18 protein-coding genes are annotated in these 23114 nt (G+C 68.2%); 16 read left to right on the top strand and 2 right to left on the bottom strand.

What is annotated here, in order from left to right:
* Positions 1-56 precede the first annotated feature (56 nt).
* Entirely contained in the window at positions 57-491 is a 435-nt protein-coding gene (gene rplK, locus R4I43_RS14925; protein WP_324266220.1) for a 50S ribosomal protein L11, read from the top strand.
* Between the two features lie 93 nt (positions 492-584).
* On the top strand, positions 585-1292 hold the full coding sequence (gene rplA, locus R4I43_RS14930) for a 50S ribosomal protein L1 (protein WP_324266221.1): 708 nt from the start codon (positions 585-587) through the stop codon (positions 1290-1292).
* Positions 1293-1502: 210 nt separating this feature from the next.
* On the opposite strand, the gene R4I43_RS14935 is transcribed toward rplA, so the two are convergent.
* Positions 1503-2252, bottom strand: coding sequence for a hypothetical protein (locus R4I43_RS14935; RefSeq protein ID WP_324266222.1), 750 nt, complete (start codon positions 2250-2252; stop codon positions 1503-1505).
* A 298-nt stretch (positions 2253-2550) separates the two neighbouring features.
* Between R4I43_RS14935 and rplJ the strand changes: the two genes are divergently transcribed.
* The 13 genes from rplJ to R4I43_RS15000 all read left to right on the top strand — a co-directional run bounded on the left by rplJ (position 2551) and on the right by R4I43_RS15000 (position 15119).
* Complete coding sequence (gene rplJ / locus R4I43_RS14940; protein WP_324266223.1) at positions 2551-3066, top strand: 50S ribosomal protein L10; 516 nt, start codon at positions 2551-2553, stop codon at positions 3064-3066.
* A gap of 135 nt (positions 3067-3201) precedes the next feature.
* A complete protein-coding gene (gene rplL / locus R4I43_RS14945; RefSeq protein WP_324266224.1) occupies positions 3202-3588 on the top strand; it encodes a 50S ribosomal protein L7/L12 in 387 nt (128 codons plus the stop codon).
* Positions 3589-3892: 304 nt separating this feature from the next.
* Positions 3893-5140, top strand: a complete 1248-nt coding sequence (locus R4I43_RS14950; protein WP_324266225.1) for an ABC transporter ATP-binding protein — start codon at positions 3893-3895, stop codon at positions 5138-5140.
* A complete protein-coding gene (locus R4I43_RS14955; RefSeq protein ID WP_324266226.1) occupies positions 5137-5925 on the top strand; it encodes an MlaE family ABC transporter permease in 789 nt (262 codons plus the stop codon). Before R4I43_RS14950 ends, R4I43_RS14955 begins: the two co-directional genes overlap by 4 nt.
* Before the next feature lie 22 nt (positions 5926-5947).
* A complete protein-coding gene (locus R4I43_RS14960; RefSeq protein WP_324266227.1) occupies positions 5948-6787 on the top strand; it encodes an MlaE family ABC transporter permease in 840 nt (279 codons plus the stop codon).
* Positions 6784-8127 carry an MCE family protein gene (locus R4I43_RS14965; RefSeq protein ID WP_324266228.1) on the top strand — a complete coding sequence of 448 codons (1344 nt, stop codon included), beginning with the start codon at positions 6784-6786 and terminating at the stop codon, positions 8125-8127. Before R4I43_RS14960 ends, R4I43_RS14965 begins: the two co-directional genes overlap by 4 nt.
* Entirely contained in the window at positions 8124-9182 is a 1059-nt protein-coding gene (locus R4I43_RS14970) for an MlaD family protein (protein WP_324266229.1), read from the top strand. Before R4I43_RS14965 ends, R4I43_RS14970 begins: the two co-directional genes overlap by 4 nt.
* Positions 9179-10159 carry an MCE family protein gene (locus tag R4I43_RS14975; RefSeq protein ID WP_324266230.1) on the top strand — a complete coding sequence of 327 codons (981 nt, stop codon included), beginning with the start codon at positions 9179-9181 and terminating at the stop codon, positions 10157-10159. Before R4I43_RS14970 ends, R4I43_RS14975 begins: the two co-directional genes overlap by 4 nt.
* Positions 10156-11349 (top strand): MCE family protein, encoded by a 1194-nt coding sequence (locus tag R4I43_RS14980; protein WP_324266231.1) that lies wholly within the window; start codon positions 10156-10158, stop codon positions 11347-11349. Before R4I43_RS14975 ends, R4I43_RS14980 begins: the two co-directional genes overlap by 4 nt.
* Positions 11349-12551, top strand: coding sequence for an MCE family protein (locus R4I43_RS14985; protein WP_324266232.1), 1203 nt, complete (start codon positions 11349-11351; stop codon positions 12549-12551). Before R4I43_RS14980 ends, R4I43_RS14985 begins: the two co-directional genes overlap by 1 nt.
* Positions 12551-13654: an MlaD family protein gene (locus tag R4I43_RS14990; RefSeq protein WP_324266233.1), complete on the top strand. Its 1104-nt coding sequence runs from the start codon at positions 12551-12553 to the stop codon at positions 13652-13654. The genes R4I43_RS14985 and R4I43_RS14990 overlap by 1 nt, the downstream gene beginning before the upstream one ends.
* A gap of 12 nt (positions 13655-13666) precedes the next feature.
* Entirely contained in the window at positions 13667-14185 is a 519-nt protein-coding gene (locus R4I43_RS14995; RefSeq protein WP_324266234.1) for a nuclear transport factor 2 family protein, read from the top strand.
* A gap of 37 nt (positions 14186-14222) precedes the next feature.
* Positions 14223-15119 carry a prolipoprotein diacylglyceryl transferase gene (locus R4I43_RS15000; protein ID WP_324266235.1) on the top strand — a complete coding sequence of 299 codons (897 nt, stop codon included), beginning with the start codon at positions 14223-14225 and terminating at the stop codon, positions 15117-15119.
* A gap of 64 nt (positions 15120-15183) precedes the next feature.
* On the opposite strand, the gene R4I43_RS15005 is transcribed toward R4I43_RS15000, so the two are convergent.
* Positions 15184-18408: a CHAT domain-containing protein gene (locus tag R4I43_RS15005; protein ID WP_324266236.1), complete on the bottom strand. Its 3225-nt coding sequence runs from the start codon at positions 18406-18408 to the stop codon at positions 15184-15186.
* A 1105-nt stretch (positions 18409-19513) separates the two neighbouring features.
* Here R4I43_RS15005 and rpoB point away from each other — a divergent pair.
* Positions 19514-23008, top strand: a complete 3495-nt coding sequence (gene rpoB, locus R4I43_RS15010; RefSeq protein ID WP_324266237.1) for a DNA-directed RNA polymerase subunit beta — start codon at positions 19514-19516, stop codon at positions 23006-23008.
* Positions 23009-23114 lie beyond the last annotated feature (106 nt).

Here is a 23114-nt window from a genome sequence, read left to right on the forward strand (position 1 = left end):
GGTGCCGCCTTCCGGCGGGGCCGAGTAACCGGATAGCGAAGACACAGGAAGCAAACATGCCGCCCAAGAAGAAGAAGCTGGCAGGGATCATCAAGCTGCAGATCCAGGCCGGCCAAGCCAACCCGGCCCCGCCGGTCGGCCCGGCGCTGGGTCAGCACGGCGTCAACATCATGGAGTTCTGCAAGGCGTACAACGCCGCGACCGAGGCGCAGCGTGGCAACGTCGTGCCGGTCGAGATCTCCGTGTACGAAGACCGGTCCTTCGACTTCAAGCTGAAGACCCCGCCGGCCGCGAAGCTGCTGCTCAAGGCCGCCGGTGTGCAGAAGGGCTCCGGCGAGCCGCACAAGAACAAGGTCGGCAAGGTCTCCATGGAGCAGGTCAAGGAGATCGCCCAGACCAAGATGGAAGACCTCAACGCCAACGACATCGACCAGGCCGCGAAGATCATCGCCGGCACTGCTCGTTCGATGGGCCTGACGGTCGAAGCCTGACGCGCTGCCGGTCCCACCGGCGCGACAAGGCTGTGGGAGGGCTCGCGCGGCCCGACCAACCACAACTGATCCAACCTGACTTCAAGGACAGACATGGCACAGCGCAGCAAGGCATACCAGCAGGCGGCCGAGCTCGTCGACCGGGAGCGCCTCTACACCCCGGCCGAAGCCGCCGAGCTGGCGAAGAAGACCGCCAAGGTCAAGTACGACGCCACCGTTGAGGTCGCTCTGCGACTGGGCGTCGACCCCCGCAAGGCAGACCAGATGGTCCGCGGCACCGTGAACCTGCCGCACGGCACTGGTAAGACTGCCCGCGTCATCGTGTTCGCCACCGGCGACAAGGCCGCTGAGGCCGAGGCCGCCGGCGCGGACGCGGTTGGTTCCGAGGACCTGATCGAGCGCATTCAGGGCGGCTGGCTCGATTTCGACGCGGCGATCGCCACCCCGGACCAGATGGCCAAGGTCGGCAAGATCGCTCGGGTGCTCGGCCCGCGCGGCCTGATGCCGAACCCGAAGACCGGCACCGTCACCCCGAACGTCACCAAGGCGGTCGCGGACATCAAGGGCGGTAAGATCAACTTCCGCGTCGACAAGCAGGCCAACCTGCACTTCATCATCGGCAAGGCGTCGTTCGACACCGCCAAGCTGGTGGAGAACTACGCGGCCGCGCTGGACGAGATCCTGCGCGCCAAGCCGTCGGCGTCGAAGGGCCGGTACCTGAAGAAGGTCACCTTCACGACCACGATGGGCCCGGGCATCCCGGTGGACCCGACCGCCACGCGCGTGTCGGCTTCCGCCTGACCCGATAAGCCTTTCGGAAAGAGGGCGAGCGCTCCCCGGAGCGCTCGCCCTCTTTCTCATTTTCAGAGCGGTTGCGTCAAAGCCAGAACAAGATCGATATCCTTTTTGCCCGAACGGTTGTGGCCAATGCCGCCGACCGCGAAGAATTGGTGACGGCGAGTGCGGAAGCCATCACTCCGCTAATCCCATTTCGCGGTCGGGGAATTGTGGTCAGGGGCAGGTCGAACTGGTGAGGGCGTAGGCGGAGATGGTCCAGCCGCCCTGCGGCGTTCTGGTGAGTTTGAATGTGCCCAACCGCGGACCGCCGCCGACTTGCAGCCGGCAACCCTGGACCTGCGCTTCCGGGCCCGCTTCGACGATGGCGTCGTGGGCGAACTTCGGGTTGGCGTAGGCGTTGGGGTCGGTGATCTGGTCGTGCACCGAGCGGGCGGCCGCGGCGCAGTCCGGCGCGCCGTGGGCGCTGGCGAAACCGCGCTTGCCTTCGGCGTCGAAGAGCGCGCACGCCTGCTCCGGGGGATCCGCGCGGAGGTAGTTGTAGACGCTGCGGATGGCCTGCTGCGGGTTCTGCGCGGTCATCGGGACCGCGTCGATCGGGGCGCTGCCGCCGGTCCCGCTGCCGCCGGACGAGCCGCCGCTGTCGCCGAAGTAGTGGTCGTAGGCCAGGTTCAGCAGGAGCAGGGCGATCAGGGCGTACAGGATCCGCCGCACCCACTTGTGCCGGAGCGCGCCGAGAGCCTTCTTCCACCAGGGATTCTCGGGCGCCGGGGTGGCGGTGCCGCCGCCCTGCGAGGCCTGCCACTCCTTGAACCGCTTGAACTCCAGGAATTCCTGGTACTCCGCGTCATCAGCGGCCTTCGGGGCCTGGGCGCGAGGTGTCGGGTCGCCCTCTGCGACCTCGACGACCTCGGCGTCGACGATCTCGGGCATGTTGTCGGAGCGCGGTTCCCGCTGATCAGCCACGCACACATGATGCCGAAAGGGAGGGGGCCGGTGGAAGCGCCCGCACCGGGTCCAGTACTCTTGAGGAGGTTCCACCCAAGACCGCTGGTCTTCCTCCAGCTCGGCAACGAGCGGTGAGGAACGAAGGTCCCGTGAGGCACGGGCGACCCGCGCAGGAGGGACGAGGCTGGTGAAGCGCGTCTTGTGCGCGCGTGCACCGATTTTCACGCCCCGTGCTGCCCTGCGCCGGGGCGTTTCGTCGTCTCAGGACCGACTGACTGGATGGGTCAGCCACAGTCGGAAACAGAGAGGAGGCGACATGGCGAAGTCCGACAAGGTCGATGCGGTCAGCGAGATCTCGGAGAAGTTCAACAACTCCACCGCTGCCGTTGTGACCGAGTATCGCGGGCTCTCGATGGCTCAGCTGTCTGAGCTGCGCCGCGCGCTCGGTTCGAACGTGAGCTACCGTGTCGCGAAGAACACGCTGGTCAAGCGTGCCGCCGAGCAGTCGGGCGTCGAGGGCCTCGACGACCTGTTCGTCGGCCCGACCGCGATCGCCTTCGTCGAGGGCGAGCCGGTCGACGCAGCCAAGGCGATCAAGGAATTCGCCAAGGGCAACCAGAACCTGGTGGTCAAGGGCGGGTACATGGACGGCCGCCCGCTGTCCGTGTCCGAGGTCGACAGCATCGCCGACCTCGACTCGCGCGAAGTCACGCTGGGCAAGCTGGCCGGTGCCATGAAGGCCAAGATGAACCAGGCCGCCGCGCTGTTCCAGGCGCCGGCGTCGCAGGTGGCTCGCATGGCCGCCGCCCTTCAGGAGAAGAAGGGCGAGTAAGACTCTCCGCAGTCCGCAGTGGACGGTGCGTGAGAGCGCGCCGCCGAAGCGGGCCCCGTGGACCGTCTTCCGCGCGAAAACCCCCACCCGGACGCCCCACCGGTGCCCGGACTTTGAGCAGAAAGGAACGCCGACATGGCGAAGCTGAGCAACGACGAGCTGCTGGACGTCTTCAAGGAGATGACCCTCCTGGAGCTGTCGGAGTTCGTGAAGCAGTTCGAGGAGACCTTCGACGTCACCGCCGCCGCCCCGGCCGCGGTCGCCGTTGCCCCCGCCGCCGGTGGCGAGGCCGCCGCCGCTGAGGAGCAGGACGAGTTCGACGTCATCCTCGAGGGTGCCGGCGACAAGAAGATCCAGGTCATTAAGGTCGTCCGCGAGATCGTCTCCGGTCTGGGCCTGAAGGAGGCCAAGGAGCTCGTCGAGGGCACCCCGAAGCCGATCCTGGAGAAGGTCGACAAGGAGAAGGCCGAAGAGGCCAAGGGCAAGCTGGAAGAGGCCGGCGCCTCCGTCAGCGTCAAGTGAGCTTCTGACTCGCTGCTCTAGAGCCAAAGGCCCACTTCTGAGCCTCTGACTCACAGTAAGAGAACGGGCACTCGCTGTTGCGGGTGCCCGTTCTCTTTTCCTTAGCGCGGAAACGAGCAACATTTTTCCGGCGCATCTCCGAAGGCGTCTTGATTTGTAGTGAACTCATGAGTAACCCTGCTGCGTCGTGCTCGTTGCATAGGTGTGACGCCAACTACCTTCGTTAAGCGCGTCACATGTGCAAGGGTGCTTCTCCGGGGAATGTGACCCCGGAATCGGTGTAATCGAGGACGCGGAGGTTCGGATGGGCGTCGAGGTGGTTGTCGACGGGCTCTCGAAGTCCTTCGGCCCGCAGACCATCTGGCGGGACGTCTCGCTGAATCTGCCCCCGGGTGAGATCAGCGTGCTGCTCGGGCCTTCCGGCACCGGTAAGTCGGTGTTCCTGAAGTCGCTGGTGGGTCTGCTCAAGCCGGATGAGGGCAAGGTCGTCATCAACGGCACTGACATCTGCACCTGCTCGGAAAGTGATCTCTACGAGGTGCGGAAGCTCTTCGGCGTGCTGTTCCAGGACGGCGCGCTGTTCGGTTCCATGAACCTCTACGACAACATCGCGTTCCCGCTTCGCGAGCACACCCGCAAGAGCGAGTCCGAGATCCGCAACGTGGTGCTCGAGAAGATGGAGATGGTCGGTCTCATCGGCGCGGAGGACAAGCTTCCCGGTGAGATCTCGGGCGGTATGAAGAAGCGCGCCGGTCTGGCCCGCGCGCTCGTGCTCGACCCGGAGATCCTCCTGTTCGACGAGCCGGACTCCGGTCTGGACCCGGTCCGCACCGCGGTGCAGAACCAGCTCATCGTCGACCTCAACGCGCAGATCGACGCCACGTTCCTGATCGTCACCCACGACATCAACACCGCGCGGACCGTGCCGGACAACATCGGCATGCTCTACCGCCGCAACCTGGTGATGTTCGGTCCGCGCGAGGTGCTGCTGACCTCCGACGAGCCCGTGGTGGTGCAGTTCCTCAACGGCCGCCCCGACGGGCCGATCGGCATGAGCGAGGAGAAGGACACCGCGCTGGTCGAGGCCGAGCTCGCCAAGCACGGTCGACCGAAGGTCCCGGCGATGATGCCGCAGCTGGAGGTCAGCCCCGGCCTGCCGGACCGCTCCGCCGTGCACCGCCGCAAGGACCGCGTGCTGCGCCAGCTCCGCTCGCTGAACCCCACGGCGCAGGAGGAGATCCTCAAGAGCCTCACGCCGGAGGAGCTGGCCCTGTACGGGTTCAAGTCCCCGGCCACCGGTTCCTGGCCCCAGCAGCAGCCCCAGCCGCAGCAGCCCCCGCAGGCGCCCGCCCAGCCGCAGCAGACCGCGCCGGTCGCGCCGCAGGGCCCGCCGCCCCAGCAGTTCCCGCAGCAGCCTCCTCAGCAGGTGCGGCCCTCGCCGCACCCGCGCCAGCCGGAGGAGGAACCGGCGTGGCCCGGTGGGCTGCAGGCGGAGGAGGAGTCGGCGGGCGGCCGCCGTCGCTGGTTCGGCCGCAAGCGAGGTGAGCAGTGAGCGCGTCCCGGGTGCAGTTCCCCGGTGCCGGCGGGCTGCGCCAGACCGGCCGCCTGTTCGCTCTGGGGATGGACATCGTGCGGGCGATGCCCTCGCGACCGTTCCAGATCCGCGAGTTCATCCAGCAGTGCTGGTTCATCGCCAGCGTCACGATCCTGCCGACCGCGCTGGTCTCGATTCCCTTCGGCGCGGTCATCGCGCTCCAGCTGGGGTCGCTGACCAGGCAGATCGGTGCGCAGTCGTTCACCGGTGCCGCCAGCGTGCTGGCGATCATCCAGCAGGCCAGTCCGATCGTGACGGCGCTGCTGATCGCCGGTGCGGGTGGCTCGGCGATCTGCGCCGACCTGGGGTCGCGCAAGATCCGCGACGAGATCGACGCGATGGAGGTGCTGGGCGTCTCGCCGATCCAGCGCCTCGTGGTGCCCCGGGTGCTGGCCGCGATGCTGGTCGCCGTGCTGCTCAACGGCATGGTCAGCGTCGTCGGCGTGATGGGCGGCTACACGTTCAACGTGATCATGCAGGGCGGTACGCCCGGTGCGTACATGGCCAGCTTCAACGCGCTGGCCCAGCTGCCGGACCTGTGGATCAGCGAGCTCAAGGCCCTGATCTTCGGCTTCCTGGCGGGGGTGGTGGCGGCCTTCCGCGGTCTGAACCCGCCACCGGGTCCGAAGGGCGTCGGGGATGCCGTGAACCAGTCGGTGGTGATCACCTTCCTGCTGCTGTTCGCGGTGAACTTCATCCTCACGACGCTGTACCTGCAGTTGGTCCCGCCAAAGGGAATGTGACGGCCGCCAGGGGAATGGGAACATGGTGACGATCTCGCAGCGCGCCAAGCGCGCGGCCCGACGGCCGGTGGAGGTGCTGGACGACCTGGGTGACCAGATGTCGTTCTACATCCGCTCGCTGGCCTGGATTCCGCGGGCCATCACCCGCTACGCCAAGGAGACGCTGCGCCTGCTGGCCGAGGTCAGCTTCGGCAGCGGCGCCCTGGCGGTCATCGGCGGCACGGTCGGCGTGATGATCGGCCTGACGCTGTTCACCGGCACCGTCGTCGGCCTGCAGGGCTTCGCGGCCCTCGACCAGCTGGGCACCTCGGCGTTCGCCGGCTTCATCTCGGCCTACTTCAACACCCGGGAGATCGCGCCGCTGGTGGCCGGTCTGGCCCTGTCGGCCACCGTGGGCTCCGGTTTCACCGCCCAGCTCGGCGCGATGCGGATCTCCGACGAGATCGACGCCCTCGAGGTCATGGGCGTGCCGAGCCTGCCGTACCTGGTGACCACCCGCGTGATGGCCGGCTTCATCGCGGTCATCCCGCTGTACGTGCTGGGCCTGCTGACGTCATACGTCGCCGCCCGGGGCGTCACGATCTACATCTACGGCCAATCAGCGGGCACCTACGACCACTACTTCAACCTGTTCCTGCCTCCCGAGGACGTGCTGTGGTCATTCGGGAAGGTTCTGATCTTCAGCGTGGTGGTGATCATGACGCACTGCTACTACGGATACCGCGCGAGCGGCGGCCCCGCCGGGGTCGGCGTCGCGGTGGGACGCGCGGTGCGGACCGCGATCGTGACCACCGCGCTGCTGGACTTCTTCCTCAGCCTCGCCATCTGGGGCACCACGACGACCGTTCGGATCACCGGATGAGCGCGCGGGGAGCGGTCACCACGGTCAAGCGCAGGCTGTTGGGCCTTGCGCTGCTGATGAGCATGGTCATGTTCGTCGTGCTGTGCCTGGCGTTCTACAACAAGTCCTTCACGTCCTCCTCGGACGTGGTCCTCAAGGCCGCCTCGACCGGCAACCAGCTGCTGCCGGACTCCGACGTGAAGGTCCGCGGCATGGTCGTCGGCCGCGTCGTCGAGGTGAAGTCCGACGGCAAGGGCGCGGAGCTGCACCTGGCGCTGCAGCCGGAGATGGCCGAGAAGATCCCGGCCAACGTCACCGCGCAGCTGCTGCCGCGCACCCTGTTCGGCGAGCGCTACGTGTCGCTGGACCTGCCCGACAAGCCCGCGGCCAAGACGCTGGCCTCGGGCGGCGTGATCGAGCAGGACCGCACCCGCGCCGGCCTGGAGCTGGAAACGGTGCTGGCCGACACGATGCCGGTGCTGCAGGCGGTGAACCCGGACGATCTGGCGGCCACGCTCAACGCGCTGGACCAGGCGCTGTCCGGCCGCGGTGACCAGGTCGGCGACACCCTGACGCAGCTCAACACCTACCTGGACGGCCTCAACCCGGCCATCCCGGACCTGCGGGACAACCTGCGCGAGCTGGTCGGCGTCGCCCAGACCTACGAGCAGGCCGCGCCGGACATCATCTCCGCGCTGGACAACTTCTCCACCACGGCCCGGACCCTGGTGGACCAGAAGCAGAACCTGCAGAAGATGACCGGTCAGCTCACCACCAGCTCCGGTGACCTGACGACGTTCCTGAACGACAACGGGCAGAACATCATCCAGCTCGCGGACGCCCAGCGCCCGACGCTGGACGTGCTGTCCAAGTACTCGCCGTCCTACCCGTGCTTCCTGGGCGAGATGGCCGAGTACGTCCCGCGCATCCGCAAGGCGTTCGGCGAGGGCACCAACGAGCCCGGCCTGCACGTGACGCTGGAAGTCGCCCCGCACCGCGGCAAGTACGTCCCGAACCAGGACGAGCCGGAGTTCGCCGACACCCGCGGACCGCGTTGCTACAACTTCATGGAGCACCTGGACCCCATGCCGGAGTACCCGCCGGACGGCCCGTTCAAGGACGGTTCGGTCCCGCCGCCCGCGTCGCGTCCGGCGACCGGTGGCATGAACCCGGCGGCGAGCACCAGCCCGCAGTCGGCACCGGCGGGCACCGCGACCCAGTGGGTGAACTCGCCCGCTGAGCGCGACATGGTGGCCACCGTGCTGGCGCCGGCCCTGGGCCGGCCGTCCTCGGAGGTCCCCGACTGGGGCGGCCTGCTGGTCGGGCCGGTGCTGCGAGGTGCGGAGGTGAGCTACCGATGAACGGGATCAGCATTCGCGGACCGCTGGTCAAGTTCCTGATCTTCGTGGTGATCACCGCGCTGGCCACCGGCCTGCTGGTCATGACGATCGCCAACCAGGACCTGCGCTCGGCGAACTCCTACACCGCGCGGTTCACCGACGTCACCGCCCTCAACGAGGGCGACGAGGTACGCATCTCCGGTGTGAAGGTCGGCGAGGTCGAGGACATCAAGCTCGTCGACAACAAGATCGCCGAGGTGAAGTTCAACGTCGCCGACCGGCGGCTGCCGTCCTCGGTGACCGCGACCATCAAGTACCGGAACCTGGTGGGGCAGCGCTACATCGGGCTCGAGCAGGGCGCCACGCCCACCGCCTCGGGCGGGGCGTCGGCGCGCACCGTCCAAGGTGGATACCTGCCCGAGGGCGGCGTGATCCCGCTGGAGCGCACCAAGCCGGCGCTGGACCTGACGGTGCTGCTGGGCGGTTTCAAGCCGCTGTTCCAGGCGCTGTCGCCGGAGGACGTCAACAAGCTGTCCTACGAGATCATCCAGGTCCTGCAGGGCGAGGGCGGCACGGTCGAGAGCCTGCTGTCGCACACGGCGTCGCTGACGACCACCATCGCCTCCCGCGACCAGGTGATCGGCGAGGTCATCAACAACCTCAACGGCGTGCTGGACACCGTGAACGCGCGTGACCAGCGGCTGTCCGAACTGGTCGGTCAGCTGCGGCAGGTCGTGTCGGGGTTGGCCGAGGACCGCGAATCCATCGGCAGCGCGATCACCGCGATGGACGGGCTGACCAACACCACCGCGGGACTCCTGCAGGACGCCAGGCCGGGTCTGCAGCAGGACATCGCGGGCCTCGGAAAGGTGTCCCAGAACCTCAACGGCCACGAGCAGCTGGTGGACCGGGTGCTGCACAACATGCCCAACAAGATCGAGAGCCTGACCCGCTCCGCCTCGCACGGGTCGTGGTTCAACTTCTTCCTGTGCCAGGCCTCCGGCAACGTCGGTGTCGGCAACGTCAACATGCCGCTGCCGCTGGCCCCCGTGACCCAGCCGAGGTGTCAGCGATGAGCTCCTTCTCCCAGCGCGATCCGCTCAAGATCGGCGTCGCCGGCATCCTGGTGCTGGTGGTGCTGTTCCTGCTGGCGGCGAACTTCGAACGGCTGCCGTTCATCAGCGGCACCACCTACACCGCGGAGTTCTCCGAGGCGGCCGGGCTGCGGCCGGACAACGAGGTCCGAGTCGCGGGCGTCAAGGTCGGCCAGGTCTCCGACGTCGAGCTCAAGGGCGACCGGGTGCTGGTCAGCTTCCGGGTCTCCGACGCGGAGCTCGGCGACCACACCACGGCGGCGATCAAGGTCAAGACGCTGCTCGGCCAGAAGTACCTGGCGCTGGACCCGCAGGGCTCCAAGCCGCTCGACAGCGACCAGCCGATCCCGCTGAACCGGACCATGTCGCCCTACGACGTCATCGAGGCGTTCAGCGACCTGTCCAAGAACGTCGACCAGATCGACACCGCACAGCTGGCGAAGAGCTTCGAGACGCTGTCGAGCACGTTCAAGGACACCCCGGGCGAGGTCAGCGGGGCCCTCAACGGGCTCTCCCAGCTGTCGCAGACCATCTCGTCCCGCGACGAGCAGATCGAGCACCTGCTGAACAACACCACGCAGGTCTCGCAGCAGCTCGCCGACCGCAACGGTGACTTCGAGAAGCTGCTCTCCGACGGCAACCTGCTGCTGCAGGAGCTGCGGGCCCGCCGCGACTCGATCTCCTCCCTGCTGACCGGAACGCAGGAGCTGTCGCAGCAGCTCACCGGACTGGTCAACGAGAACCAGGCGCAGCTCGGGCCGACGCTGCAACAGCTGGACAAGGTGACCAAGATGCTGCAGCGCAACCAGCAGAACCTGGACCGGAGCCTGAACGCCTTCGCTCCGTTCACCAGGCTGTTCTCCAACGTGCTCGGCAACGGCAGGTGGTTCGACACCTACATCTGCGGGTTCCTGCCGCCCGCCGTCGGGCCGATCAACCAGGAGGGCTGCAAGCAATGACGAACGCACCCTCGAAGAGCTCGAACCTCGCCAAGGTCCTCACCATCGGGATCGTGGTCGTGCTGCTCGGCGCGGTCGGCGGCTGGTGGCTGTTCTACGGAGCCGCCGAGCGCAAGGTCACCGCGTACTTCGACGCGGCCGTCGGCCTCTACCCGGGCGGTGACGTGCGGATCCTCGGCGTCCCGGTCGGCACCATCGACGAGGTCACGCCGCAGGGCAAGCAGGTCAAGGTCGTCATGAGCGTGGAGCGCGACACCGCGATCCCCGCCAACGCGAGCCTGGTGGCGGTCTCGCCCAGCATCGTCTCCGACCGGTACGTGCAGTTCGCGCCGGTCTACAAGGGAGGCCCGAAGCTGGGCGACAACGCGGTGATCCCGGCCGACCGGACCGCGACGCCGGTCGAGCTGGACAACATCTACCGCAGCCTCAACGACCTCACCCAGGCGCTGGGACCCAACGGGGCCAACAAGAACGGCGCGCTGACCGACCTGCTCAACACCGGTGCTGCCAACCTGGAGGGCAACGGCAAGGCGCTGTCGGACACGCTGCGCAACCTCGGCGAGGCGGGCACGACGATGTCGGGCAACAGCGACGAGCTGTTCAAGACCGTCGACAACCTGCAGCGCTTCACCGGCATGCTGGCCGCCAACGACGACCAGATGCGCCGGTTCAACACGCAGATGGAAGAGGTCAGCGGCAACCTCGCCGCCGAGCGCAACGACATGAGCGCGGCCCTGGCCGAGCTGTCGGTGGCGCTGGGCAAGGTCGAGTCGTTCGTCCGGGACAACCGGGGACTGCTGCAGTCCAACGTGAGTCAGCTGCACGACGTCGCCGCGGTGCTGGTCAAGCAGAAGGAAGCGCTCAACGAGTCGCTGACCACCGCGCCGCTGGCGATGAGCAACCTGAACAACACCTACAACGGCGCCTCCGGGACGCTGGACCAGCGGGCGATGTTCAACGAGCTCAACCAGCCGCCGCTGGTGTCGGTGTGCAAGCTGCTGGACCAGTCCACGCCGCAACAGGTTCCGCTCGAGGTCAGCAACGCCTGCGACGCGTTGCGCCCGGTGGTGGCGGGCTCCGAGCAGCTGCCGACGTTGGCCGAATCGCTCAACGCGGTGCAGAACGGCAAGCTCCCGCCGTTGCCGCTGCCGCTGACCAACGGACTTCAGCCCGCTGGAGGTGGCCGGTGATGCTGCCCGGTTCGATGACCCGGCTCGTGCGATCGGTCTTCAACCGCAAGTCGGCCGTCAAGGCCGGCGCGCTCGCGGTGGTCGGCCTGCTGGCGCTGTCGGGATGTTCCTCGCGCGGCGTCTACGACATGCCGCTGCCCGGCGGTGCCGACGTCGGCAACGACCCGTACGACGTCAAGGTCCGCTTCTCCGACGTCCTCGACCTGGTGCCCAACGCGGGCGTGCGGGTCAACGACGTCGCGGTCGGGCGGGTCTCCAACATCAACCTGGCGCCGGGCACGTGGGAGGCCGAGGTCACGGTCACCCTCAACGGCGACGTGAAGCTGCCCGCCAACGCCATCGCGCGGCTGCGCCAGTCCAGCCTGCTCGGTGAGAAGTACGTCGAGCTCGCCGCGCCGCCCCAGCTGCCGGCCTCCGGGCGGCTAACCGAGGGCGCGACGATCCCGCTGAACCGCTCCAACCGCAACCCCGAGGTGGAAGAGGTCCTCGGCGCGCTGTCGCTGCTGCTCAACGGCGGTGGTGTGGCGCAGCTGCAGAGCATCACCCAGGAGCTCAACAAGGTCATGAACGGCCGCGAGTCCGACATCCGCGGCCTGCTGAACAACCTCGACGAACTGGTCTCCGGGCTCGACGCGCAGCGCAACGACATCGTGCGCGCGCTCGACAGCATCAACCGGCTGTCGGCCAAGCTCAACGAGCAGCGCGGCAGCATCGACACGGCGCTGCGCGACCTCGGCCCCGGGCTGCAGGTGCTCAACGAGCAGCGCGGACAGCTGGTGACCATGTTGCAGTCGCTGGACAAGCTCTCCGGGGTGGCCACCAACGTCGTGGACAAGTCCCACGAGGACCTGGTGCACGACCTCAACCAGCTGGCGCCGACGCTGCACCAGCTGGCCGCCGCCGGTGAAACGCTGCCGAAGTCGCTGGAAACCCTGGTCACCTTCCCGTTCCCGGACAACGCCGTGGACGGCATCGGCAACAGCGACTACAACAACCTGTACGTCACGGTCGACCTGAACCTGAGCACGATCGTGGACAACCTCGGGCGCTCCCGCCAACCGCTGGTGCCGCCGCCCGGTGGCCTCCCGCTGCCGCTGCCCGGTCAGACGCAGCAGCCCCAGCAACCCGCACCGCCCCAGCCGAAGCCGGAGGAGCAATCCGGTGGCGGCGTGCTGGGCTGGCTGTTCGGAGGTGGCAACTGATGCTCACCCGTCGAGCCCGATTCCAGATCATCGGCTTCGTGCTGATCGCGCTGATCGGTTGCAGCTACGCCGGTTTCAAGTACGCGGGCCTGGACCGCCTCTTCGGCAACCGCGGCTACGAGGTGTCGCTGCAGCTGGCCAGCACCGGTGGTGTCTTCGAGAACGCCGAGGTCACCTACCGGGGCGTGCCGATCGGCCGCGTCGGCGAGCTCAAGCTCACCGACGCCGGCGTCCAGGTCCCGCTGGACATCGAGGAGGACGCGCCCGCCATCCCGTCCAACGTGGAGGCCGTGGTCACCAACCGCTCGGCGGTCGGTGAGCAGTACGTCGACCTGCGTCCCAAGCAGGACAAGGGCCCGTACCTCGCGGAGGGCTCGGTCATCGCCGAATCCCAGGCCACCACACCGCTGCCGGTGCAGGACCTGATGATGAACCTGGACGGGTTCGCCAAGTCGGTGCCGCAGGACTCGTTGCGCACTGTTGTCAGCGAGCTGGGAACGGCGTTCCGCGACAACGGCGGTCACCTGCAGACCATCTTGGACACCTCGCGGGAGTTCACCACGCAGGCGCAGAACCACCTGCCGCAGACGGTGCAGCTGCTGGAGGACGGCAAGACCGTGCTGGCCACCCAGAACGACCAGGGCTCGGCGATCAAGTCCTTCAGCAAGGACCTGAACCTGCTGTCGCAGTCGCTGGAGCGCTCCGACGGCGACCTGCGCGGCGTGATCCAGAAGGCCCCGCCCGCCGCCGTGCAGCTGTCCGGCCTGATCAAGGACAATCCCCGGATCGGGCCGCTGCTGGCGAACCTGACCACGACCTCGCAACTGCTGTCGTCCCACGTGGACGGCATGGAGCAGCTGTTCATCAGCTACCCGGCGCAGGTCGCGGTGTCCAACACGGTCGTCCCCGGGGATGGCACCGCTCACTTCGGACTGGTTCTCAACCTGTTCGACCCGATGCCGTGTACCAAGGGGTATGAGGGAACGCCGGAACGGGCGGGCAACGACATGTCGCCCGCGCCGTTGAACAAGAACGCGCACTGCGCGGAGCCTCCGGGCAGTCCGACCTCGGTGCGCGGCGCGCAGAACGCACCCGGGCAGTAAGAGAGGCAACACGTGACCGTTCAAGCCGACACCGCTCGCCGGCGGCCCAAGCTGTCGCTGGTGCTGTTCGTGGTGAGCCTGGTGTGCGCCCTGGTGCTCGGGGTGCTGTGGGTGCTGGCCATCAACAACTCGTCGGTGGCCTACGCCGAGACCCGCGACGAGGCTCTGCAGCAGGGTCAGGAAGCGATCATCAACTTCAACACCCTGGACTACAAGGACGTCGACCGCGGCCTGCAGCGGTGGGAGGACAACTCCACCGGTGCGCTGCGGGACGAGGTCAAGCAGGGCCGCAAGGACTACGCGACCCGCATCCAGCAGGCCAAGAGCACCACCAGCGCACGCGTGCTGGACGCCGGCATCGTCGAGCTCGACGAGAACGCGGGCAAGGCCCGGATGATCGCGGTCATGCAGATCACGGTCACCGTCGAGGGCCAGCCCCCGGCCAACAAGCAGGATCGCTACCAGGCAGAACTCACGCGTGAGGGCGACGTCTGGAAGATCAGCGGACTGGGCACCGTCCCGGTCGGCTGAACGGCGAGACCCGAAAGCGATTCGAGGAGTACAGCCAGTGCCAACCAACCGCCGTTCCGGCACGAACCGGCAGCAGCCAGCGGCCCGCCGGCCGAAGGTGGCCGGGCTGCGCAAGCGCCCCACTTCGCCCGCCTCGGCCGAGGCCGCCGCGAAGTCGGAGGACAACGACCAGGCCAACGGCACTGCGGTGACCGAGACCCCGGAGCCGACGGCCGCCGCCGAGGCGCCGGAGACCACCGAGACCGCGGACGCTGAGCCGGAAACCCAGGTCAGCGAGGCTGTTTCGGACGAGGAGCAGGACTCCGCGTCCGCCTCCGACGAGTCCGGGACGGCCGAGGCCGCGCCCGAGTCGGAGGGCGTGGACTCGGCGGGCGCTGAGCCTGAGAGCGCTGAGCAGGAGTCGGCTGAGCCGGAGTCCGACTCGACGTCCGGTGCAGCCGGGAAGCCGTGGGTGCTGTGGGGCGCGACGGCGCTGCTGTTCGCGCTGGCGATCTTCTTCGGCGTCGCGACCTACACGACCTACAACACCGGGCCCGCCGCCAACGAGGCGCTGACCTCGGCCGGTGCGACCAGCGAGGTCAACGGCCAGGTCAGCGACGGCATCGAGAAGCTCTTCTCCTACGACTTCAACGACACGGCCAAGACCGAGAACGCGGCCAAGGACCTGCTGGTCGGCTCGGCCGTGCAGAAGTACAACGAGCTGTTCGCCCTGGTCAAGCAGCAGGCCCCGCAGCAGCAGCTGATCGTCACCACCACGGTGAAGAACAGCGCGGTGACCCGGTTGGAAGGCGACCGGGCGGAGGTCCTGGTCTTCGTCGACCAGCACGCCATGCGAGCCAACACCGGCGAGTCCAACATCGGCCCCGCCCAGCTCTCGGTCAGCGCCGAGAAGCAAGGCGACAGCTGGAAGATCACCCAGCTCACCCTGCGCTGAGCGCCGGAGGTGGCGGTTCCACCTGGAACTGCCACCTCCGGCGGTCGTGCGGGACGTGGTCGCGTCAGGGGCCCACGTGGACGTGGGCGCTCCAGGTGGCGTGGTCGCTGGGGTGGGCGTTGCGGAGCTCCCGCGCTGCGTTGTGCAGGGCGTAGGCGGAGCCGTCGGTGCCGTAGCCGTTCTGCCCGAAGACCTCCGAGTAGAAGTCCGCGTGCACCTCCACCGCGCTCGCCGCGTCGACCTCCCACAGGGTGCCGATGACGTGCGTGAACCCGGCGAAGCCCAGTGCCGAGGTCAGCGACAGCGCTGCGGCGCACGGCAGGTCGGCGGCCGTGGCGACTTGACCGAGGTAGCAGAACTCGGCCTTGTCCAGGGCCACCTGCCCGAGCTCCACCAGTCCCAGCGGCCGCTGACCGTCCCGGTCCAGCAGCATGCCCGCGGCGGGCTGGGCCGGGAACTGCGAGCTCGGCTCGCAGATGTGCACCCACGGGTAGTTCGGGAGCATCCGCAGCACGTCGGTCGCGCTGGCGCTCTCCGTCGAGACGATCTCCGCCGTCGGCCAGTGCTGCGCGAGGACCTGGTTCTGCGGCGGCAACTCGCGCGAGACCTGCTCCGCCGACCCGGCCGCCACCAGCGCCTCGCCTTCCGGCACCGGCCGGGTCCGGGCGCGCAGCAGGCAACCGAGCGTCGGCGTGTACGACGAGACGACGCGGTCCAGCGCGGAGGCCCCGGCGTGCGCGGTCGCGGCGTGCAGCGGCAGGTAGGCCGCCGCGCCGAAGCAGCTCCACCACACCCGCGGCCAGCGCGAACCCGCCGCCGGGGTGTTGAGGTACCCCATCCGGTCCAGCACCGGGCGCACCAGTCGCACCCACGTCCAGTCGAGCACCTCGGCGATCGACGCGTGGTCGTCCTGCTGGGCGGCGGACAGCAGCGCGAGCGCCTGCTCGCCCGCCTTGTCCGGCGTGGCGTGCGGGATCGGCACGGTCAGCACCCGCCCGCCGAAGATCACCAGCACGTCCGAGCGGTACCGGCTGAGGTTGACGATCGCCACCGACCCGTCGCCGCCGACCCCGCTGAGCTCGACGAACGGCTGCATCCGCAGATGCCCCGGCTGCACCTCGCGGACCTCGTCGATCAGCGCCGACCACGCGTCGGCGAGTCGCATCCGGTCGTCGGCGTCGCCGAGGTCGGGGTCCTCGGCCGGGCGGTCCAGCAAGCGCCGCAGCCGCACGATCTCGTCGGCCAGGTCCGGGTGGTCGCGGTGCAGGACCCCGAGCTCGCCACCGCTGGGCAGGAAGTCGGCCAATATCGCCGACCGGCCGTGCTCGATGAGCTCCACCGCCTTGTCCGGCTCACCGGCTTCGATGGCGCTGGCCGCCGCGTCGGCCACGATCGAGGCCCACCGCTGCTGCGCGCTCGGCGAGGCCACGACCCGCTTGCCGCGCGTCATCAGCGGCAGCAGTTCGACGGCGACGCTGAACGACTCCAGCGCCTCCGACCAGCGCTGCTCCTGCGCGCTGATCCGGCCGGCCAGGGCTGCGGCCCGCAGCCGCTGCTCGGCGGGCGCGTTGACCTGGGTGGCGGCTTCGGTGAGCACCTTGCGCGCCCACCGGTAGTAGCGCCTGCGGCCGGTGCGCTGGTGCAGCGCCTGCAGCGCGAGACCGAGCTGGATGGACACCGCCGCCCGTCCCGGCGTGGTCTCCGGCATCGCGATCAGCGCCTGGTCGAACAGCTCGATGGCGGTCTCGACGTCCTGCGCGCGCCCGGCCCGCTGGAACCGGTGCGCCAGCACCGCGCCCAGCTGCACCCACGCGATGTGCTGGGTCCGGGGCACCGAGTCCTTGGCCGCCTCGCGCGCCAGGTCGGCGGCGCGGTCCAGGTCGTCGCGGTTCTCGCCGTGCTCGTAGCGGACCAGCAGGCTGGTGTTGAGCGCGGTGATCATCCGCGCGCGCCGGGAGGGCGTGGCGGCCTCCACCGCCGCTTCCCCGGCGGTGACCGCGGTGTCCAGCGCCTTGGCCTCGCCGCCGTGCAGGAAGTGCCTGCGCAGCAGGATCGCGTAGCCGCCCAGCGCCAGCGAGCGGTAGGTGTCCTCGGCGGCCATCGCCCGCACCGCGGGGGTGATCGGGCGCAGCACCCGGCGCAGCTGCCCTGCCTCGCCGGTGGCGTCGACGTGCTCGACGGTCGCGGCGGCCAGCTGCCAAACGGCCAGGCCCAGCTGCAGGTTCCCGCCTTCGAGCACCCCGAGGACGCCGATCAGCTCGTTGATCGCGGAGTTGAGGTCGGTGAGGTCGCCGTTGCGCTGGAAGCGCAGCCGCAGCGCCTCGGAGTACCGGCACAGCCCGCCGCGCCGGACGTCGCCGTCGGGCAGCGCCCCGGATCCGGCGTAGAGGTGCTTGATGGACTCGTCGAGATCGTCCTGGTCGCCGGTGCGCTGGTAGCGCCGCATGAGCGCGGAGCCGAGGTTGATCAGCAGCTCGGAAGTGGTGGCGTCGCTGGCCGGGGAGATCCGCGCGGCCTCCCGGAACACCGCGATGGACTCCTCGTCGGATTCCGCCGAATCGGCGAGCTGCGCGTGCAGCTTCAGCGCGTTGGCCAGTCGCAGCAGCACCATCGGGCGGCGCTGGTCGCGCTTGGGGGTCTGCGCCACGGCGTCGCGGGCGACCTGCGCGCTGTCGGCCGCGATCTGCGCCTGGCCGGTCTTGCCCGCGAGGTCGGTGAGGGCGAGCGCGAGGTTGCAGAAGTAGAGGATGCGGTCGCGGTCGCCGGAGTGCGCGGAGTTCGTCGCCGACCGGTAGTAGCCGATGGCGTCTTCGAGGTCGGCGAGGTCGCGGCTCTGCACGTGCCGGAGCTGCGCCGCGCTGCCGAGGTTGTTGAGCACCCCGGCCCGGGCCGGGTCGTCCTCGCGCAGCACTCCCGCGGTGTTGCGGAAGACCTCGGTGACCCAGGGCAGGTTGCTGAAGTCGAGCGTGGTGACGATCTGGTTCATCGCCGCGATGGCGTCGCCGTAGCGCTGCTCAGCGCTGCGCCGTTCGGTCCCGCCGGGGTTGGGACCGACCGCTTGCTGGCCACCGGCGCCGGGTCCGCCCGGCCCAGGTCCGCCGAGGCCCGGGTTGGTGCCGGTGTGCGGTCCGCCCGGTCTTGCGTCGGGGGCCTCCGGTGCGGCGTCGCCGTCGTCCTCCGGGGCGAACCAACTGGATTGTGGGGGTTGAGGGCCGCTCTGGTCCTTGCCTCCGGTCCAACGCTGCAGCCCGCGGAACCGCTCGCTCGCGCGGCTTGCATCGTCTGTCATCGGTCGTTTCTCTCCTGTGGCCTGCCGGGCACCGGTCGGGAAGCGGTGGTCGTCTCACGTTACCGGCGGAGGTAATTGTCGAGTAGCCCATGTGTTACTGGGTGGGATCGCCCCCAGAGGCATCACATCCCCCCGTTGGATGTAATTGCTGAGCTTCGAGTGAAGAAACTACTAGCTCTGCGCGACGGGTTCAGCCCCGTAGGGGAATGTTTGCGGCATCCCGGGGTCTCGATGTGGTCAAGCCGCTTCGACGGTCGCTCGGAGTCGATGTCGGGGCCGTTGCGTTACGACGTTCGGGCGACGGCCGTCCAGGTCACGCACCGTGCCGTCACTCACCGTAGTTGATCATGAACGGTCGTTTCCAGATGTTCCACCGCACCCGAGTGGTCTCGGGTGGTCCCGCGAATTGGCCTGAACCAATGTTTCCAAGATCGTGAAACCGGAACTTCCGAATTTCGCTCACGGGTTCTGGGGCGAGCCCAATCCTGAGGGTGCGCGAATTGGGGCAGATGGGGTTCGTGCGAATTGTGTGGCCTGCGTCGCGGAAGGGACGGGCCGGGCGCGATTGGCCTCTTTCGGGTGGAGATCGCGCGCGGCGAAGTGGTCCCGGGTGGTCTCGCGGAGCTCGGCGGCGGCTGCGCGGCTCTCCGGACGACCCTTCCGCGTGAACTCGGCGCGGTGTTCAGAGAGTTGTCAAGAGCCGATCGGCGGGGGTTCGCCAACGGCGTGACAGAACACCCTCATGCGATGATCAAAAGCGCCTGACCAGGTTAAAAGGCCTTCCTCGCGGTCACTCGAGGTGATCGTGTTTTCCGCCACGAGGGTGATCGATCGGTGATCTCTTGACTGAGAGCGCGCGCGGGTTCACTCTGGTCCTCAACGCGGGGCTGGGTCGCCATCGGTGGGCCCCCTCGACAGCTGGCGTCCTTCCGGCTAGACTGCTACTTTGCGCTGCCCTCTTATTGGTCTGTCCCGCACTTGACCGTAGGATGGTCGGCGCCATTGCACCCTTGACAGCTGTGCTAGCGGTCTGCGCGCTTGCCTGACGCGCGCTTTTCGCGGTGAGCATGGCTGTAGCCAGTTCAGAGTCCCGGAAGGACGCATCTTGGCAGTCTCCCGCGCGACCAAGGTCTCTGCAGCTTCCAACTACACGTCGGGGATCCCTGGGGCACCCAAGCGGGTCTCGTTCGCGAACATTCGCGAGCCGCTGAACGTGCCGAACCTGCTAGACCTGCAGATCCAGTCCTTCGAATGGCTTGTCGGTAACGAGGCCTGGTTCCAGCGCCGGGTCGACGCCGGCGAGGACAATCCGGTTGGTGGTCTTGAGGAGGTCCTGAGCGAGATCTCCCCGATCGAGGACTTCTCCGGATCGATGTCGCTGTCTTTCTCCGATCCGCGCTTCGACGAGGTCAAGGCCTCCGTCGGGGAGTGCACGGACAAGGACATGACCTACGCGGCCCCGCTGTTCGTCACCGCTGAATTCACCAACCACTCGACTGGCGAGATCAAGAGCCAGACGGTGTTCATGGGTGACTTCCCGATGATGACCGACAAGGGCACCTTCATCATCAACGGAACCGAGCGGGTCGTCGTCTCCCAGCTCGTGCGTTCCCCCGGTGTCTACTTCGACCAGTCGGTCGACAAGACCACCGACAAGGACGTCTTCAGCGTCAAGATCATCCCCAGCCGCGGTGCGTGGCTGGAGTTCGACGTCGACAAGCGCGACACCGTCGGTGTCCGCATCGACCGCAAGCGCCGTCAGCCGGTCACCGTGCTGCTCAAGGCGCTGGGCTGGTCGACCGAGGCCATCCGCGAGCGCTTCGGCTTCTCCGAAACGCTGATGGCGACCCTCGAGAAGGACCACACCGGCGGCACCGACGAGGCGCTGCTGGACATCTACCGCAAGCTGCGCCCGGGCGAACCGCCGACGAAGGAGAGCGCGCAGACCCTCCTGGAGAACCTGTTCTTCAAGGAGAAGCGCTACGACCTGGCTCGCGTCGGTCGCTACAAGGTCAACAAGAAGATCGGTCTCTCCCAGTCCTACGAGACCGGGGTGCTGACCGAAGAGGACATCGTCACCACGATCGAGTACCTGGTCCGCCTGCACGCGGGTGAGACCGAGATGCCCGCTCGCGGTGAGGACGCCGGCGACAACATCCCGGTCGAGGTCGACGACATCGACCACTTCGGCAACCGCCGCCTGCGCACCGTCGGCGAACTGATCCAGAACCAGGTCCGGGTGGGCCTGTCGCGCATGGAGCGCGTCGTCCGCGAGCGGATGACCACGCAGGACGTCGAGGCGATCACGCCGCAGACCCTGATCAACATCCGCCCGATCACGGCGGCGATCCGGGAGTTCTTCGGCACCTCGCAGCTGTCGCAGTTCATGGACCAGACCAACCCGATCGCGGGTCTGACGCACAAGCGTCGTCTCTCCGCGCTCGGCCCGGGCGGTCTGTCCCGTGAGCGCGCCGGCATGGAAGTCCGAGACGTGCACCCCTCGCACTACGGCCGCATGTGCCCGATCGAGACGCCGGAAGGCCCGAACATCGGTCTGATCGGCTCGCTGGCCACCTTCGCGCGGGTCAACCCGTTCGGCTTCATCGAGACGCCGTACCGCAAGGTCGTCGACGGCCGGGTCACCGACCAGATCGACTACCTGACGGCCGATGAAGAGGACCGCTACGTCAAGGCCCAGGCCAACGCGGTGATCGACGACGAGGGCAACTTCGTCGACGAGCGCGTGCTGGGTCGGCGGAAGGGCGGCGAGGTCGAGCTGCTCGCCCCCACCGAGATCGACTACATGGACGTCTCGCCGCGGCAGATGGTCTCCGCCGCGACCGCGATGATCCCGTTCCTGGAGCACGACGACGCCAACCGCGCCCTGATGGGTGCGAACATGCAGCGTCAGGCGGTGCCGCTGCTGCGCAGCGAGTCCCCGCTGGTCGGCACCGGCATGGAGCTGCGCGCCGCGGTCGACGCCGGTGACGTGATCACCGCCGAGAAGGCGGGCGTGGTCGAGGAGCTGACCGCCGACTTCGTCACGATCATGGCCGACGACGGCACCCGCCGCTCGTACCGGATGGAGAAGTTCTCCCGGTCCAACCACGGCACCTGCATCAACCAGAAGCCGATCGTCAACGAGGGCGACCGGATCGAGGCCGGGCAGGTCATCGCGGACGGACCGTGCACCGAGAACGGCGAGATGGCCCTGGGCAAGAACCTGCTCGTGGCGATCATGCCGTGGGAGGGGCACAACTACGAGGACGCGATCATCCTGAGCCAGCGCCTGGTGCAGGACGACGTGCTCACCTCGATCCACATCGAGGAGCACGAGGTCGACGCCCGCGACACCAAGCTCGGTGCCGAGGAGATCACCCGGGACATCCCGAACGTCTCCGACGACGTGCTGGCCGACCTCGACGAGCGCGGCATCATCCGCATCGGTGCCGAGGTGCAGGGCGGCGACATCCTGGTCGGCAAGGTCACCCCGAAGGGCGAGACCGAGCTGACCCCGGAGGAGCGGCTGCTGCGCGCCATCTTCGGCGAGAAGGCCCGCGAGGTCCGCGACACCTCGCTGAAGGTGCCGCACGGCGAGACCGGCAAGGTCATCGGCGTCCGCGTGTTCAACCGCGAGGACGACGACGAGCTGCCCCCGGGCGTCAACCAGCTGGTGCGGGTCTACGTCGCGCAGAAGCGCAAGATCCAGGACGGCGACAAGCTCGCCGGCCGCCACGGCAACAAGGGCGTCATCGGCAAGATCCTGCCCGCCGAGGACATGCCGTTCCTGTCCGACGGCACCCCGGTCGACATCATCCTGAACACCCACGGTGTTCCGCGACGGATGAACATCGGCCAGGTGCTGGAGACGCACCTCGGCTGGATCGCCTCGCGCGGTTGGACGATCGACCCCGATGCCGAGTGGGCCAAGCGCCTGCCGGAGGAGCTGCTCGACGTCGAGCCCGGGACCAACACCGCCAGCCCCGTCTTCGACGGTGTGCGGGAGGAGGAGATCACCGGTCTGCTCAGCTCGACCAAGCCGAACCGCGACGGCGACCGGATGGTCGGCGGGGACGGCAAGGCGCAGCTGTTCGACGGCCGCAGCGGTGAGCCGTACCCGTACCCGACCGCGGTCGGCTACATGTACATCCTCAAGCTGTCGCACCTGGTGGACGACAAGATCCACGCCCGTTCCACCGGCCCGTACTCGATGATCACCCAGCAGCCGCTGGGCGGTAAGGCGCAGTTCGGTGGTCAGCGCTTCGGTGAGATGGAGTGCTGGGCCATGCAGGCCTACGGTGCGGCGTACACGCTGCAGGAACTGTTGACGATCAAGTCCGACGACGTGGTGGGCCGCGTCAAGGTCTACGAAGCGATCGTCAAGGGCGAGAACATCCCCGAGCCGGGTATCCCGGAGTCGTTCAAGGTGCTGCTGAAGGAGCTTCAGTCGCTGTGCCTGAACGTCGAGGTGCTCTCCAGCGATGGCGCCGCGATCGAGATGCGCGACACCGAGGACGAGGACCTGGAGCGAGCCGCTGCCAACCTCGGCATCAACCTGTCGCGCAACGAGAACCCGTCGGTGGACGACATCGCGCACTGACCCTCGCCGCCGGCCCGCGGGACTGATCTCGCGGGCCGGCGACCGACCCAACCTGGCACTTGCTTCAACCGGTGGCACCGGGAGAGGCACCATTCGACCAAGGGAG

This window comes from Saccharopolyspora mangrovi (assembly GCF_035320975.1).
Classification (GTDB): Bacteria; Actinomycetota; Actinomycetes; order Mycobacteriales; family Pseudonocardiaceae; genus Saccharopolyspora; species Saccharopolyspora mangrovi.

What these genes read in the sequence shown, in the direction of transcription:
- R4I43_RS14965 (WP_324266228.1), top strand. Translation starts at nt 6,784, where the DNA reads ATGAGCGCGCGGGGAGCGGTCACCACGGTCAAGCGCAGGCTGTTGGGC.
- R4I43_RS14980 (WP_324266231.1), top strand. Translation starts at nt 10,156, where the DNA reads ATGACGAACGCACCCTCGAAGAGCTCGAACCTCGCCAAGGTCCTCACC.
- R4I43_RS14990 (WP_324266233.1), top strand. Translation starts at nt 12,551, where the DNA reads ATGCTCACCCGTCGAGCCCGATTCCAGATCATCGGCTTCGTGCTGATC.
- R4I43_RS14970 (WP_324266229.1), top strand. Translation starts at nt 8,124, where the DNA reads ATGAACGGGATCAGCATTCGCGGACCGCTGGTCAAGTTCCTGATCTTC.
- rplJ (WP_324266223.1), top strand. Translation starts at nt 2,551, where the DNA reads ATGGCGAAGTCCGACAAGGTCGATGCGGTCAGCGAGATCTCGGAGAAG.
- R4I43_RS14950 (WP_324266225.1), top strand. Translation starts at nt 3,893, where the DNA reads ATGGGCGTCGAGGTGGTTGTCGACGGGCTCTCGAAGTCCTTCGGCCCG.
- rplK (WP_324266220.1), top strand. Translation starts at nt 57, where the DNA reads ATGCCGCCCAAGAAGAAGAAGCTGGCAGGGATCATCAAGCTGCAGATC.
- rplA (WP_324266221.1), top strand. Translation starts at nt 585, where the DNA reads ATGGCACAGCGCAGCAAGGCATACCAGCAGGCGGCCGAGCTCGTCGAC.
- R4I43_RS14975 (WP_324266230.1), top strand. Translation starts at nt 9,179, where the DNA reads ATGAGCTCCTTCTCCCAGCGCGATCCGCTCAAGATCGGCGTCGCCGGC.
- R4I43_RS15005 (WP_324266236.1), bottom strand. Translation starts at nt 18,408, where the DNA reads ATGACAGACGATGCAAGCCGCGCGAGCGAGCGGTTCCGCGGGCTGCAG.
- R4I43_RS14960 (WP_324266227.1), top strand. Translation starts at nt 5,948, where the DNA reads ATGGTGACGATCTCGCAGCGCGCCAAGCGCGCGGCCCGACGGCCGGTG.
- R4I43_RS14985 (WP_324266232.1), top strand. Translation starts at nt 11,349, where the DNA reads ATGCTGCCCGGTTCGATGACCCGGCTCGTGCGATCGGTCTTCAACCGC.
- rplL (WP_324266224.1), top strand. Translation starts at nt 3,202, where the DNA reads ATGGCGAAGCTGAGCAACGACGAGCTGCTGGACGTCTTCAAGGAGATG.